Genomic DNA, 13,801 nt, shown 5'->3' on the forward strand with positions numbered 1-13,801 from the left:
CACACGATATGGCTTTGTGCATGCTCAAACTGCAGCCCACGAAAATGACACTGGCCCTGGCCGCCGCATTCTCGGTTTCTACCGCCCAGGCCGACGATAATGCGCCCCAGGCGCTTACCCCCCCGCCCGCAGCCCAAGGACAGACGCATGTCACTGCCGACCACATGGACGGGCAGATGCAGGACAAGCTCAAGGCCAGCGGCGATGTGGTGGTGATCCGCGACAACCAGACCCTGGAAGCGGACTGGCTGGATTACTACCAGCAACAGAACCGGGTAAAGGCGGGCAACCACTTCCGCCTCACCCGCGAGAAAGACGTCGTCACCGGTACTACGCTGGACTACTGGATGGACGAGCACACCGGCTCGGCCCAACAGCCCTCCTTCCAGATGGGCAGCCCGGATACCAGCAACAAGCCGGGTGGTGCCAAGCGCAGCCTGGCGCAGTCCGGCATCGCCTTCCGTGGCGATGGCAGCGAGGTACAGTTCACCGGACCAGACCAGTACCGCCTGATCAACAGTCGCGTGAACTCCTGCGTGGTGGGTGATGACTCCTGGTATCTGAAGTCCTCCACCCTGGACCTGAACTACACTACGAATATCGGCGTTGCCCGCAATGCCCGACTGGAATTCCAGGGCGTCCCCATCCTGTACACGCCGTGGATCGACTTTCCGCTGGATGGCAGCCGCAAGTCCGGCCTGCTGACGCCTACCTTCCGCTCCGGCACCACCGGCTTCGATATTGCGCTTCCCTACTACTGGAACATTGCACCCAATTTCGACGCCACCTTCACGCCGCACCTCAACCTGAAGCACGGCACCATGCTGGCCGGAGAATTCCGCTACCTGGAGCCGGGCTACGAAGGCAGCATCTATACCGAGCAGTTACGCAATGACAAGCTGACCAATACCAACCGCTATGCCTGGTATGCGACGCACAAACAAACCGTCGTCCCCGGCCTGACTTTCGGCTACGAGTACAACTACGTTTCCGACGTCAATTACTTCAGCGACTTCGGCGACCGCACCCTGCAGGCAACCAATATCAACCTCAAGCGTGAAGCCTGGGTGAAATACTCCACTGGTTGGCAGGGTGGCAATGTCGACACCATGCTGCGTGCCCAGCGCTACCAGACGCTGGAAGATCCGGTCATCGCTGCCGACCAGCCCTATGCGCGTCTGCCGCAAATGACGCTGGTGGCCAACCAGAAGCTGCCCGCCGGCCTGAGTTTCAACCTGCAAGGCGACATGACCCGCTTCTCGCACCCCACCTTGCAGACCGGTGACCGTTTCGTGGCCTACCCCAGCGTGACCTGGTCGCTGCTGGAAAAGAGCTGGGGCTTCATCAAGCCCAAGTTCGGGGTCAACTACACCAAATACGACCTGAACCCGCTGGGCAGCAATACCACGCCGGGCAGCACCATCACCCGGACACTGCCGATATTCAGCACCGATTCCGGCCTGTCCTTCGAACGTGATACCAAATTTGGCGGCAGCGACTACGTGGAAACGTTGGAACCGCGCCTGTTCTACGTTTACATTCCGGCCAAGGACCAAAGCAAGATCCCGAACTTCGACAGTTCGGAAAACGACTTCAACTTTGCCCAGCTGTTCTCGGAAAACCGCTTCTCCGGCTGGGACCGCATCAATGCCGCCAACCAGCTGACTGCAGCAGTTACCAGCCGCCTGATCAGCAGCGAGTCCGGTATCGAACGCCTGCGTGTCATGTTGGGCCAGCGCTACTACTTCAAGAATGAAGACACCTCGCTGTATGGCGACCAGATCACCCTGCAGAACAACAGCAAGGGCCTGCTGGGCAGCCTGGGTGGTGATCTGACCAAATCATGGCGTCTGGACAGTACCTACGAATACAACCAGGACCTGTCCAAGACCCAGCGTTACAACCTGCAAGTACGTTACAACCCGGCACCGGGTAAAACGGTCAGCCTGCGTTACCGCTATGGCCGTTACGAACAGATCGGCGACACCACCCAGTATGGTCCGCTGCGCCAGATCGACCTGGGCGTGCAATGGCCGATCGCCCGCCAGTGGTATGCCGTTGGCCGCGAAAGCTATTCGCTGATCGACAACAAGCCACTTGAGCATCTGCTCGGTGTGGAGTACAACGACGGCTGCTGGACTGCCCGCTTTGTAGTGAAACGTGATTCGACGCTGGCCACCACCATTTCTTCAGCCTCAACCAGCACCGGTGTATTCTTCCAGCTGGAACTGCGCGGTCTTGGTGGTCTGGGCAGCAGCCCGACCTCCGACCTGAAGCTGGCGATTCCGGGCTACTCCAATATTTCCGACATCCAATCTTATTGACCATGAAAAAAACCCTGCTTGCTCTGTTGATCGCAACACTTGTCCAGACGACCCATGCAGCACCGGCCAACCCGGTCAATGAAATGGATCGCATCGTGGCTGTGGTCAACAAGACCGTGATCACCAATTTCGACCTGCAAAACCGTGTCGATGCAACCATCCAGCAACTCAAGGGCCAGAACATCACCCCGCCGGCGCGCGATGTCCTGGCGCACCAGGTGCTGGAACAGATGATTACCGAACAGGTACAGCTGGAATACGCCAACAGCAACGGCATGCGGGTGGACGAGCATGACCTGGACCTGGCCATCGACGACCTTGCCAAGCAAAACAAGATGGACGTGAAGGGCCTGCAGGCTCAACTGGCCAAGGAAGGCGTACCCTTTGCCCGTTTCCGCGAAGAAATCCGCCGCGAAATCGTGCTGGCACGCCTGAAAAACAATGAAATCGGCTCCCGTATCAATGTCACCGACAGCGAAGTCGATCAGGTACTAAAGAGTGCCCAGAGCGCCAATCGCAGCGAATACCATCTGGCCACCATCCTGGTCAGCACGCCGGAACGGGCCGATGCCAAGCAACTGGACAATCTGGCGGCCAAGGCCAACAAGGCACTGGGCGAGCTGAATGACAAGCAGCCGTTTGCCAAGGTTGCCGCCACTTACTCTGATGCGCCGAACGGCATCAAGGGTGGCGATCTGGGCTGGCGCCCGTCCGCCACCTTGCCGCCGGAATTCGTCTCCATGCTGGACAAGCTCAACCCCGGCCAGCACACCGGCGTCATCCGCACGCCGCAGGGCTTCATGATTTTCCAGCTGATCGAAAAACGTAGCGGCAACCAACCCCTGCTGGTGGAGCAGTACCACACTTCGCATATCCTGATCCGCACCAATGAAGCAGTATCGGATGCCGATGCCAAGAACCGTATCCTGCAAATCCGCGACCGCATCCTGCGCGGGGCCAAGTTTGCCGAAATGGCCAAGCTGTATTCGGAAGACGGCAGCAACGCCAAAGGTGGCGATCTGGGCTGGGTCAACAAGGGCGACATGGTGCCCGAGTTTGAAAAAGCCATGCTGGCCCTGCCGGTAGGCACCGTATCCGAACCGGTGCGCAGCCCCTTCGGCTGGCACCTGATCCTGGTAGATGCCAAGCGCAACCAGGATGTATCTGCCGACCGCGAGCGCCAGACCATCAAGCAACAGCTGCGCCTGCGCAAGCTGGACCAGGCATACCTCGACTGGGTACGCCAACTGCGCGACTCGGCTTTTGTTGAAGAACGCCTCGACGACAAATAAGCCATGACAGATACCCGCCCCCTGCTTGCAGTCACCGCCGGCGAACCCGCCGGCATCGGCCCCGACCTGGTGCTGCAACTGGCTGACTGGCAGGGTGCGGCACGACTGGTGGTGATTGCCGACCTGCCGCTGCTGCAACAGCGTGCTGCGCTGCTGGGCCTGCACCAGCAGCAATTCATGCCTTACCGGCCCGGCCAGCCCGCGCCGGTGGCAGGTACGCTGGAAGTCCTGCATGTGCCGCTGGCCGCACCGGTCACGCCGGGCGTGCTGGATGCGAGCAATGGCCGTTACGTGCTGGATACGCTGGATGCCGCCATTGCCGGTTGCCTGTCCGGCGAATTTGCCGGCATGGTGACGGCACCGGTGCACAAGGGCGTCATCAACGATGCCGGCGTGCCTTTCAGCGGCCACACCGAATACCTGGCGGAACACACCGCCACACCCCGCGTGGTGATGATGCTGGCCGGTGCCGGCATGCGGGTGGCGCTGGTCACCACCCACCTGCCCTTGCGTGCTGTGGCGGATGCCATCACCCAACCGGAGCTGGAAGCCGTCATTCGCATCCTGCATGCCGATCTGCAACACAAATTCGGCCTGCCCTCGCCGCGCATCCTGGTGGCCGGCCTCAACCCGCATGCCGGTGAATCCGGCCACATGGGGCGTGAGGAAATCGACGTCATCGAACCGGTATTGCAACAGTTGCGCGCCGAAGGCATGCAGCTGATCGGCCCGCTGCCCGCCGATACCCTGTTCAACCCGGACAAGCTGGCGACAGCCGATGCCGTACTGGCCATGTACCACGATCAGGGCCTGCCGGTGCTCAAGCACGCCAGCTTCGGGGCTGGCATCAACATCACGCTGGGCCTGCCCATCATCCGCACCTCGGTGGACCATGGCACGGCACTGGACCTGGCCGGCACAGGCCGGGCCGATCCGGGCAGCCTGTTCGAGGCAGTGCGTCTGGCCACACAGCTGGCCGCCAGCCAGCAGTGAACACACAGCAAAAACACCACAGCCCCTGCTAATAACAGGGGCTTTTCCTTTTGTGGCAATACCTTAAGGCGAATGGACCTGTTTTGTCGGACAACATCCAGAATCGGTCGGTATCTTTATATCAAAATGTAAAAATGACGTGAACGGCATTTTTCGCAACGCAGCAATTGGGCTAAACTAGCCGCTAATGTATTCAAACAATTACAGCAGCACGGACCATGACCACCAGCACCCATCAGCGTCTCCGCGAGATCCCCTATAACTACACATCCTATTCGGACCGGGAAATCTTCATCCGGCTTCTGGGCGCTCCCATGTGGGCGCTGCTGGAAGAGTTGCGCAGCGAGCGCAAGACCGGCCGTTCTGCCCGCATGTTGTTTGAAGTGCTGGGGGATATCTGGGTGGTGGACCGCAACCCCTACCTGGTAGACGACCTGCTGGACAACCCCAAGCGCCTGTCCGCGCTGGTGGAAGCCATGCACCACCGCCTGCAGGAAGTGGAAAAGCGCCGCGAAGGCAATGACAAGGTAGGCCAGCTGATTGCCGCCGCCCGCCAGGCGGTGAACGCCTTCGAGCAGCAATTTGCCGAAACCCGCGATCTGCGCCAAGCCATTCTGAAAAAGCTCAGCCGCTACACCCGCCGCGACAACATCCTGTTTGATGGTCTGGCCCGTGTGTCGCACGTAACCGACGCCACCGACTGGCGCGTGGAATACCCCTTCGTGGTGCTGTCGCCGGATACCGAAGAAGAAATCGCCCCGCTGGTGCGCGCGCTGATCGAACTGGAACTGACCATCATCCCGCGTGGCGGTGGTACCGGTTATACCGGCGGTGCAGTACCGCTGGACCGCCGCAGCGCCGTCATCAACACCGAAAAGCTGGTGCAGCACAACGGCGTGGAATACATCGCCCTGCCCGGCCTGGATGGCCAGCGCGCCACCATCCAGTGCGGTGCCGGTGTGGTCACCGCCCGCGTGGCCGAGGCGGCCAGTGCTGCCGGTTTGGTGTTTGCCGTCGACCCCACCTCGGCTGAAGCCTCCTGTATTGGCGGCAACGTCGCCATGAATGCCGGCGGCAAGAAAGCCCTGCTGTGGGGCACCGCGCTGGACAACCTGGCCAGCTGGAAAATGGTGGACCCGAACGGCAACTGGATGTTCATCGAACGCGTCGGCCACAACTACGGCAAGATCCACGACGTGGACGTGGCCAGCTTCCGCATCACCCGTTACAAGGAAGACGACAAAACCGTCCTGTCCACCGAGCAGCTGGACATCCCCGGCCCCACTTTCCGTAAAGTCGGCCTGGGCAAGGATGTGACCGACAAATTCCTCGCCGGCCTGCCCGGCGTGCAGAAAGAAGGCACCGACGGCATCATCACCAGTGCGCGCTTCGTGTTGCACCGCATGCCGGCACACACCCGCACCGTGTGTCTGGAATTCTTCGGCACCGTGGCCCAGGCTACGCCGGCCATTGTCGAAATCACCGACTACTTCAAGCCCGGTGGTGCCGGCCATGCGGCAGGCGTGCAGCTGGCCGGTCTGGAACACCTGGACTGGCGCTATGTGCGCGCCGTGGGTTATGCCACCAAGGCCAAGAGCAAGGGCAGACCAAAAATGGTCCTGCTGGCCGACATTGTCTGCGACAACGAAAATGCCGTGGCCGAAGCCACCAGCCAGGTGGTGCGCTTTGCCAATGCCCGTACCGGTGAAGGCTTTATTGCCGTTACCGCCGAAGCGCGCAAGAAGTTCTGGCTGGACCGCTCGCGCACTGCCGCCATCTCGCGCCACACCAACGCCTTCAAGATCAACGAAGACGTGGTGATTCCGCTACCGCGGCTGGGCGATTACTCCGACGGCATCGAACGCATCAATATCGAACTGTCGGTCGCCAACAAGCTGCGCCTGCTGGATACGCTGACCGAATACTTCCATGGCCGCCTGCCGGTGGATACCGAAGGCGGAGCCGTCTCCGCCGACGAAATCATCGGCGAACGCCGCAGTGCCGCACTGGAGCTGATTTCCACCCTGCGTCAGCGCTGGCAGTGGCTGCTGGACAATCTGGATGCACCGTTTGCCCAGTACCGCTCGCTGTGGCCGGATGCACCGCTGGTGGATGCCAATGCCAGCCCGTCCAGTGTGTTCATCGCCATGCGCGATTTCCAGCTGCGTGTCAGCTGGAAGGACGAATTGCTGAACGATCTGGAAAACCTGTTCTCCGGCAAGGCCGACGCACCGATTCTGGACGCCGTGCATGCACTGCACCAGAAAGTGCTGCGTGGCCGCGTGTTCGTGGCACTGCACATGCACGCCGGTGACGGCAACGTGCATACCAACCTGCCGGTCAACTCCGACGACTACGACATGCTGCAAACCGCACACAAGGCGGTGGCACGCATCATGCAGCTGGCACGCAGCCTGAACGGCGTGATTTCCGGCGAACACGGCATCGGCATCACCAAGCTGGAATTCCTCACCGAGGACGAAATCGCCCCCTTCCGCGCCTACAAGCAGCGCGTGGATCCGAAAGGCCATTTCAACCGCGGCAAGCTGTTGCCGGGTGCCGACCTCACCATGGCCTACACCCCGTCGTTCTCGCTACTGGGGGCGGAATCGCTGATTCTGGAGCAATCCGACATCGGTGCCATTTCCAACAGCGTCAAGGACTGCCTGCGTTGCGGCAAGTGCAAACCGGTGTGCTCCACCCACGTGCCACGCGCCAACCTGCTGTACAGCCCACGCAACAAGATTCTGGGCGTCGGCCTGCTGACCGAGGCCTTCCTGTACGAAGAACAGACCCGCCGTGGTGTCAGCCTCAAGCACTTTGACGAGCTGTCCGACGTAGCGGATCACTGCACGGTATGCCACCGCTGCGTGAAACCCTGCCCGGTGAAGATCGACTTCGGCGATGTCTCGGTCGCCATGCGCAACTTCCTGCGCAAGACCGGCAACAAGCGCTTCAATCCCGGCACCGCGCTGGGTATGGCCTTCCTCACCGTCAAGGACCCGGCCACCATCAAGGCCATCCGTGGTGGTCTGGTCGGCTTTGCCTACAAGGCCCAGCGCCTGGGTTACAGCGTGGGCAAGAAGCTGCACCTGATTGGCGGGCAAACCAAACAGCCGCCGTCCACCGTCGGCAAGGCACCGATCAAGCAGCAGGTGATCCACTTCATCAACAAGCCGATGCCGGGCGGCCTGCCCAAGAAAACCGCGCGCGCGCTGCTGGATGTGGAAGACGCCAATGTAGTACCGGTTATCCGCAACCCGCAGGTGGCGGAAGATGCCGAAGCGGTGTTCTACTTCCCCGGCTGTGGTTCGGAACGCCTGTTCAGCCAGGTAGGCCTCGCTACCCAGGCCATGCTGTGGCATGTCGGCACCCAGACCGTGCTGCCGCCGGGCTATCTGTGCTGTGGCTACCCGCAGACCTCCGCCGGCTATGCCGACAAGGGTGAGGCCATCACCACGGAAAACCGCGTGCTGTTCCACCGTCTGGCCAACACGCTGAACTATCTGGACATCAAGACCGTGGTGGTCAGCTGTGGCACCTGCTACGACCAGTTGGCCAAGTACCGTTTCGAGGAAATCTTCCCAGGCTGCCGCATCATCGACATCCATGAATACCTGATGGAGAAGGGCCTGAAGCTGGACGGGATTGGCGGTCAGAAGTATATGTACCACGACCCCTGCCACACCCCGATCAAAACCTACCAGCCGCTGGACGTGGCCAACAAGCTATTGGGTGGCGGTGTAACGCTGAACGACCGCTGCTGCGGTGAGTCCGGCACCTTTGCCGCCAGCCGACCAGACATTGCCACCCAGGTGCGCTCGCGCAAGGAAGAGGAAATCAACACGGATCTGGCCAAGATCGGAGCTACCGAGCAGCCGGTGAAGATTCTCACCTCCTGCCCGTCCTGCCTGCAGGGCCTGTCGCGCTACAGCCCGGATACCGGCACCGAAGCCGACTACATCGTGGTGGAAATGGCTAAGCACATCCTGGGCAAAAACTGGATGAAGGACTACGTGGAAAAAGCCCGCAACGGCGGTATCGAGCGCGTGCTGCTGTAAGCCTTTTTTCTTGGCATCACCCACACAACCGCAGGCCCTGTGCCTGCGGTTTTTTCATGGCTGAATGCAAGATGCCGGGCGATGCAGGCGATAGGTGCGCTGCAGCCAGTCATACAGCGGGCGCTGCACAAAGCCCTGCCGCCATTGCCTGATCACCTCGGGCAGGCAGGCCTGCATTGCCGTCTCATCCCCACTCCACGGCAGCATCGGCCACAGCAGGGAGGCGGCAGTCAGATCGGCCCGGCTGAAGGCATCCCCCACCAGATAATCCCGACCTTGCAAGGCGGCTTCCAGCGTATCCAGTGCCTGTTCCAGCTGCGGCAAAGCTGCGGACGCACTCTGCGGGGTGATCCGCATCTTGTAAAACATGGCGTGGCGAATCAGACCGAACAGCGCCTGAAACACCAGCCCCTGGCCACGCGATGCGCCGCGCAGCAGGAAGGCCATCGCATACTTGCGCTGGCGCAGTACGTGAGAATAGAACCACAAGCGCAAAGGCACACCGATTTCCTCGCCCAGCCAATGCTCCCACTCCCGTGCCTGCCTGGCCTGCGCTTCTGCGGCCGGCGTCAGGCCATGCTGTGGCCAGCGCTGGTCCAGATAGTCGATGATGGCGGACGAATCCTGCACGATATACGGCCCGTCGCGCAAAATGGGCAGCGAACTGGCACTGGCCATGCGCCGGCTCCAGGCCAGATGCAAAGCAGGTAACAGGTTGACCGCGCGGTAGGGCTGCTGCTTGAGGTCCAGCGCCCAGCAGGCTTTCTCACAGAAATGGGAAAAAGGGAATTGGTAGAGTGTCAGCATCAGCCCATCCGGCCCGTAGTGGCAGAGCCAACATGATGCCACGCAATGACATCGGCATTACCGGCTGTCTGGCCGGATATTGCGCCAGATCAGACCAGCAATTCCGGACGAAGCAAAAGCAAAAGGAGGCTTACGCCTCCTTTTGCTTGAGCACTGCTTACTGCGAGTGAGCTGCCGCTGAGCGGCTTATTAATGCTGTTTGTGCGCCATCTTGTGATGATGCTTCATCACGTGATGGCGATGATGCTTGTGCATGTGCTTCTTGGCAGACTGGGCTTTTTGTGCGGCAGGTGCCGAAGCGGCCTTGCGGGCCTTCTTCACCTGATGATGTTTTTTCTTGGCCTGATGCGCCTTGGCATGGGCCTTGGCCGGAGCGGCAACGGCAGCCTTGGCAGCCGGGGCAGAGGCGTCAGCAGCAAAACCGGCAGCGGAAGCCAGACCAAACACGGCGGCAAGGGCAAGGGCGGCGATCTTTTTCATGGTCATTCTCCCGTAAGGCGACTTTGTTGGGTTCCGGAGGCAGCGTGTTTGCTGCCTCCATGAACTGCATCTTAGGGAGGGCAGAGCTGCGCGTCTGTGAGACTCTTGTAAGCCCGTGTAAGCGTTCGTAACCGCCTCAGCCCACCGGTGCCGCGGCCTGCACGCGGGTGACCAGTAGCTGGTCGATACGGTAGTTGTCGATGTCCACGACTTCAAACTTGTAGCCGGCGTACTCGACATGGTCGGTACGCTTGGGAATCTTGCGCAGCATGTACATCATGAAACCGGCAATGGTTTCGTAGTTCTCGTCGTCCGGGAAGCCATCGATATCCAGTGCGCGCAATACGTCCTCCACCGGCGAGGCACCATCCACCAGCCAGCTGTCGGCATCGCGCTGCACGATCTGGTCTTCCTGGTTTTGCGTCACCAGGTCACCCATCACCGTGCTCATCACATCGTTCAGCGTGATGATGCCCACCACCAGCGCGTACTCGTTCATCACCACGGCAAAGTCCTCACGTGAGGCCTTGAAGCGTTCCAGCAGCTCGGACAAGGTCAGGCTGTCCGGGATGATCAGCACATTGCGGATGGTCAGCTCGCGCTTGATCGATACACTTTGCTGGTTGACCAGCCGGGTCAGAATATCCTTGGAATCCACATAGCCCACCACCGCATCCACCACCCCGTCACACACCAGGTATTTGGCATGCGGACTTTCGGCAATCTTGCGCTTGATGCTGGCTTCTTCTTCCTGCAAGGTGAAATACACCACGCTTTCCCGCGCCGTCATCGACGACGGTACGGTGCGGCTTTCCAGCTCGAACACGTTTTCGATCAGGTGATGTTCCTGCTGCTGCAACACACCGGCCTCGGCCCCGGCCTCCATCATGGCCACGATATCGTCCGGTGTCAGATCATCCGGCCTTGCCGTGGGCAGGCCAAACAGACGGAACAAAGCATTGGCCAGGCTGTTGAACAACCACACCAGCGGCATGAACAAGGCAACACAAGCCTGCATCGGTCGTACCACCCGTACCGCAATCTGCTCCGGCGCCGACATGCCCAGCCGCTTGGGCATCAGGTCGGCAAACAGCACAAACAGCGAAGTCACCGAAATGAAAGACAGCAAAAAGCTGACTCGCTCTACCCAGTCCGCCGCAAACACCATGTGCAGGGCCTGGGCAAAGTAAGGGCTGAAGGCGGCTTCGCCCATGATACCGGCCATGATAGCCACGGCATTCAGGCCGATCTGCACCACGGTAAAGAACAAACCGGGCTGGGATTGCAGCGCCAGTACCCGCTCGGCACGGTTATCACCCTCTTCCGCCATTTGCCGCAGCTTGATCTTGCGCGCAGCCGCCAGCGATATTTCCGATATGGAAAAGAAGGCGCTGATCAAAATCAGTACGGCAATCACCATCAGGTTTTGAACCAGATTCACACAGTATTTCCAGGGAGTTAGCGACGAGATGTCTTGTACAGAATAGCAGTCCCGCATGACAGGACTGAACATGTGGACAGTGGAATCAGTATAACAGACGAAAAAAACCTGCAAGACGGCAGCACGGTAGAATGAGCGACATCCTTCAACAGAATATGGCGATCTGATCATGACTTGTCCGCTTTGCACCCTGCCTGCCGGCGAATTGCTGCACGAAGATGCCTTGCTCTGGGTTTTGCTGGTTGAAGAAGCCGGCTATCCCGGTTTCTGCCGCGTCATCTGGAAACAGCATGTGCGTGAAATGAGCGATCTCGCTCCAGCCGACCGGACACACCTGCTCGACTGGGTAATCCGTACTGAAATAGCCGTCCGCACAGTCATGCAGCCGGACAAGATCAACTTGGCCAGCCTGGGCAATGTGGTGCCGCATCTGCATTGGCATGTGATTCCACGCTTTGCCGACGATGCCCATTTCCCCAGCCCCATTTGGGCCAGCCCACAACGCAGCGGTGCCGACCATGGCAAAGCCGGCCTGGCAGACGGCTTGCGTGCTGCCTTGAAAAATCAGCCACTTGCCTGATGCAATGCAACACCCGGGCAGCTTGCCTGCGGTACAGGCTTCTGTGTAGGCTAGAGCAGTCCTGCTGGCATCCACCACTGCCAACAGGGCTGCGGAACCGCTTTCAAGCCGGCCCCTGGGCCGGCTCGTAAGCGGCTCCTCCTTGTGACAGGGCATACCGTCCTGCCTCCACCCAGCCAGGAGTAGCCGATGTACAGCACCCTTATCAGCCCAGACCAGCTACAAAAGCAGGATCCCGAACATACCGTAATCCTCGACTGCCGCTTCCAGCTCACCGACCCGGAATACGGCCTGCATGCCTACGAAGCCGGTCATATTCCCGGTGCCCTATACCTCAATCTGGATTATCACCTGTCCGGGGTAAAAACCGGCAGCAATGGCCGTCACCCGCTGCCGGACGGCCAGCGCCTGGCGGTGGATCTGGGTGCTGCCGGCATCACCGGCGATGTACAAGTGGTGTGCTACGACGACGCCGGTGGCATGTATGCCGCACGCGCCTGGATGTTGCTGCGCTGGCTGGGCCACGCCGCCGTTGCCGTGCTGGATGGCGGCATTCAGGCCTGGCAGCAGGCTGGTGCCACACTGGAAACCGACAAAAAACGCCATATGCCACGTCGTTTTCCGGTGAATGTCAGCTTGGTGGAAACCGTCGATGCAGAGCAGGTGCTGGCTAATCTGACAGAGCAGGATTTTGTCGTGGTGGATGCACGCAGTCCGGAACGCTTCCGTGGCGAGGGAGAAACCATGGACCCGGTTGGCGGTCACATTCCCGGCGCACGCAACCGTTTCTTCCAGCACAATCTGGATGGTAATGGCCGCTTCAAGGACCCGGCCTCCTTGCGCAGTGAATGGGAGGCGGTACTGGCCGGCATCAGCCCGGAAGAAATCGTCCACCAGTGCGGTTCCGGCGTCACCGCCTGCCACAACCTGTTGGCGATGGAATACGCCGGCCTCGGCGGCAGCCGTCTGTATCCGGGTTCCTGGAGTGAGTGGTGCAGCGATCCGGAGCGCCCGGTCGCCCGCTAAGTCACGACCATGACAAAACCGCCGTCTTCGGTATCCGGGACGGCGGTGTTTCGTCACAAGCCAGCTCAGGCCAGCATGAAACGCTGCAATAACTGCTGACCCAGCGCCCAGCTTCCCAGCCCGGCATGGCTGCCCATATGACCGGCCTTGCCTGCATCCAGCAAGCGCACGCCCCAGCCAGATGCCATGGACTCGGCAACGGCGAAATCACAAAACAGATCATCGCGACTGGCCACCAGCACCGCCGGAACCGGTAGTACCGCGCAATCCGGCAACTCGAAACCGGAAAATGCCGGCATGGCAGCATCTTCGGGCAGTTCGCCACTGACACGGGCCCGTGCTTCCGTGATCGGCAAGGCCGGAGGTGCCACCAGCAATACCCCCTTGATACGACGCTGCGTGGCAAAATCCACCGTACGCAACCAGGCCACCGTGGTATGACAACCCAGACTGTGTGCCGCCAACACAATGCGACCGGGGGTATCCCGCACCAGCGCATCCAGCGCCGCTACCCAGGCAGTAAGCTCCGGATACAGCCAGTCCAGCTGTTGTACCCGCCGCGCCAGCGGATAGGTCAGCTCCCACAGGGTTTGCCAGTGCCGGTCACCGGAATTTCCCCAGCCGGGCACGGTAATCAGTACTACATCATCATCGTCCAGCATCACGGCCCTTGTGCCTTGCTGATGCTGCCTGCTTAGCAGTAGCAGCATCATGGTTGATCGCCGCGTGACCACCCTAGCTGCCACGCAGGCAACAGGCTAAAGCTTAAGACGCGGGAATGCAAAACCGCCGGACAA

At 60.4% G+C, this 13,801-nt stretch carries 10 protein-coding genes; 6 read left to right on the forward strand and 4 right to left on the reverse strand.

Features of this window, described 5'->3' with window-relative positions; translation table 11 throughout:
• Window positions 1-20: 20 nt before the first annotated feature.
• From GSR16_RS18580 to GSR16_RS18595, 4 genes are all read left to right on the forward strand, one after another.
• Entirely contained in the window at window positions 21-2,324 is a 2,304-nt protein-coding gene (locus GSR16_RS18580) for an LPS-assembly protein LptD (RefSeq protein ID WP_159879982.1), read from the forward strand.
• A gap of 2 nt (window positions 2,325-2,326) precedes the next feature.
• Entirely contained in the window at window positions 2,327-3,616 is a 1,290-nt protein-coding gene (locus tag GSR16_RS18585; RefSeq protein WP_240902535.1) for a peptidylprolyl isomerase, read from the forward strand.
• A 3-nt stretch (window positions 3,617-3,619) separates the two neighbouring features.
• Entirely contained in the window at window positions 3,620-4,609 is a 990-nt protein-coding gene (gene pdxA / locus GSR16_RS18590; RefSeq protein WP_159879986.1) for a 4-hydroxythreonine-4-phosphate dehydrogenase PdxA, read from the forward strand.
• Window positions 4,610-4,827: 218 nt separating this feature from the next.
• Window positions 4,828-8,670: a DUF3683 domain-containing protein gene (locus GSR16_RS18595; protein ID WP_159879988.1), complete on the forward strand. Its 3,843-nt coding sequence runs from the start codon at window positions 4,828-4,830 to the stop codon at window positions 8,668-8,670.
• 54 nt (window positions 8,671-8,724) lie between these two features.
• On the opposite strand, the gene GSR16_RS18600 is transcribed toward GSR16_RS18595, so the two are convergent.
• From GSR16_RS18600 to paeA, 3 genes are all read right to left on the reverse strand, one after another.
• Window positions 8,725-9,477 (reverse strand): glutathione S-transferase family protein, encoded by a 753-nt coding sequence (locus tag GSR16_RS18600; protein ID WP_159879990.1) that lies wholly within the window; start codon window positions 9,475-9,477, stop codon window positions 8,725-8,727.
• A gap of 189 nt (window positions 9,478-9,666) precedes the next feature.
• A complete protein-coding gene (locus tag GSR16_RS18605; RefSeq protein WP_159879992.1) occupies window positions 9,667-9,957 on the reverse strand; it encodes an acid-shock protein in 291 nt (96 codons plus the stop codon).
• Window positions 9,958-10,093: 136 nt separating this feature from the next.
• A complete protein-coding gene (paeA, locus tag GSR16_RS18610) occupies window positions 10,094-11,398 on the reverse strand; it encodes a polyamine export protein PaeA (protein WP_205677463.1) in 1,305 nt (434 codons plus the stop codon).
• A 169-nt stretch (window positions 11,399-11,567) separates the two neighbouring features.
• On the opposite strand from paeA, the gene GSR16_RS18615 reads away from it, so the two are divergent.
• Together GSR16_RS18615 and GSR16_RS18620 are read left to right on the forward strand one after the other, a co-directional pair.
• Window positions 11,568-11,978, forward strand: a complete 411-nt coding sequence (locus GSR16_RS18615; protein WP_159879994.1) for an HIT family protein — start codon at window positions 11,568-11,570, stop codon at window positions 11,976-11,978.
• Between the two features lie 189 nt (window positions 11,979-12,167).
• On the forward strand, window positions 12,168-13,004 hold the full coding sequence (locus GSR16_RS18620) for a sulfurtransferase (RefSeq protein WP_159879996.1): 837 nt from the start codon (window positions 12,168-12,170) through the stop codon (window positions 13,002-13,004).
• A gap of 65 nt (window positions 13,005-13,069) precedes the next feature.
• Here GSR16_RS18620 and GSR16_RS18625 read toward each other — a convergent pair whose 3' ends face one another.
• Window positions 13,070-13,717, reverse strand: a complete 648-nt coding sequence (locus GSR16_RS18625; protein WP_240902536.1) for an alpha/beta hydrolase — start codon at window positions 13,715-13,717, stop codon at window positions 13,070-13,072.
• Window positions 13,718-13,801: the final 84 nt, after the last annotated feature.

Origin of the sequence: Aquitalea denitrificans, assembly GCF_009856625.1 — a bacterium.
Taxonomy (GTDB): Bacteria; Pseudomonadota; Gammaproteobacteria; order Burkholderiales; family Chromobacteriaceae; genus Aquitalea; species Aquitalea denitrificans.

Excerpts from the sequence above, each read along its gene's own strand:
- GSR16_RS18595 (WP_159879988.1), top strand. The coding sequence starts at position 4,828 with ATGACCACCAGCACCCATCAGCGTCTCCGCGAGATCCCCTATAACTAC.
- GSR16_RS18620 (WP_159879996.1), top strand. The coding sequence starts at position 12,168 with ATGTACAGCACCCTTATCAGCCCAGACCAGCTACAAAAGCAGGATCCC.
- GSR16_RS18580 (WP_159879982.1), top strand. The coding sequence starts at position 21 with ATGCTCAAACTGCAGCCCACGAAAATGACACTGGCCCTGGCCGCCGCA.
- GSR16_RS18605 (WP_159879992.1), bottom strand. The coding sequence starts at position 9,957 with ATGAAAAAGATCGCCGCCCTTGCCCTTGCCGCCGTGTTTGGTCTGGCT.
- GSR16_RS18615 (WP_159879994.1), top strand. The coding sequence starts at position 11,568 with ATGACTTGTCCGCTTTGCACCCTGCCTGCCGGCGAATTGCTGCACGAA.
- GSR16_RS18625 (WP_240902536.1), bottom strand. The coding sequence starts at position 13,717 with ATGATGCTGCTACTGCTAAGCAGGCAGCATCAGCAAGGCACAAGGGCC.
- GSR16_RS18585 (WP_240902535.1), top strand. The coding sequence starts at position 2,327 with ATGAAAAAAACCCTGCTTGCTCTGTTGATCGCAACACTTGTCCAGACG.
- GSR16_RS18600 (WP_159879990.1), bottom strand. The coding sequence starts at position 9,477 with ATGCTGACACTCTACCAATTCCCTTTTTCCCATTTCTGTGAGAAAGCC.
- pdxA (WP_159879986.1), top strand. The coding sequence starts at position 3,620 with ATGACAGATACCCGCCCCCTGCTTGCAGTCACCGCCGGCGAACCCGCC.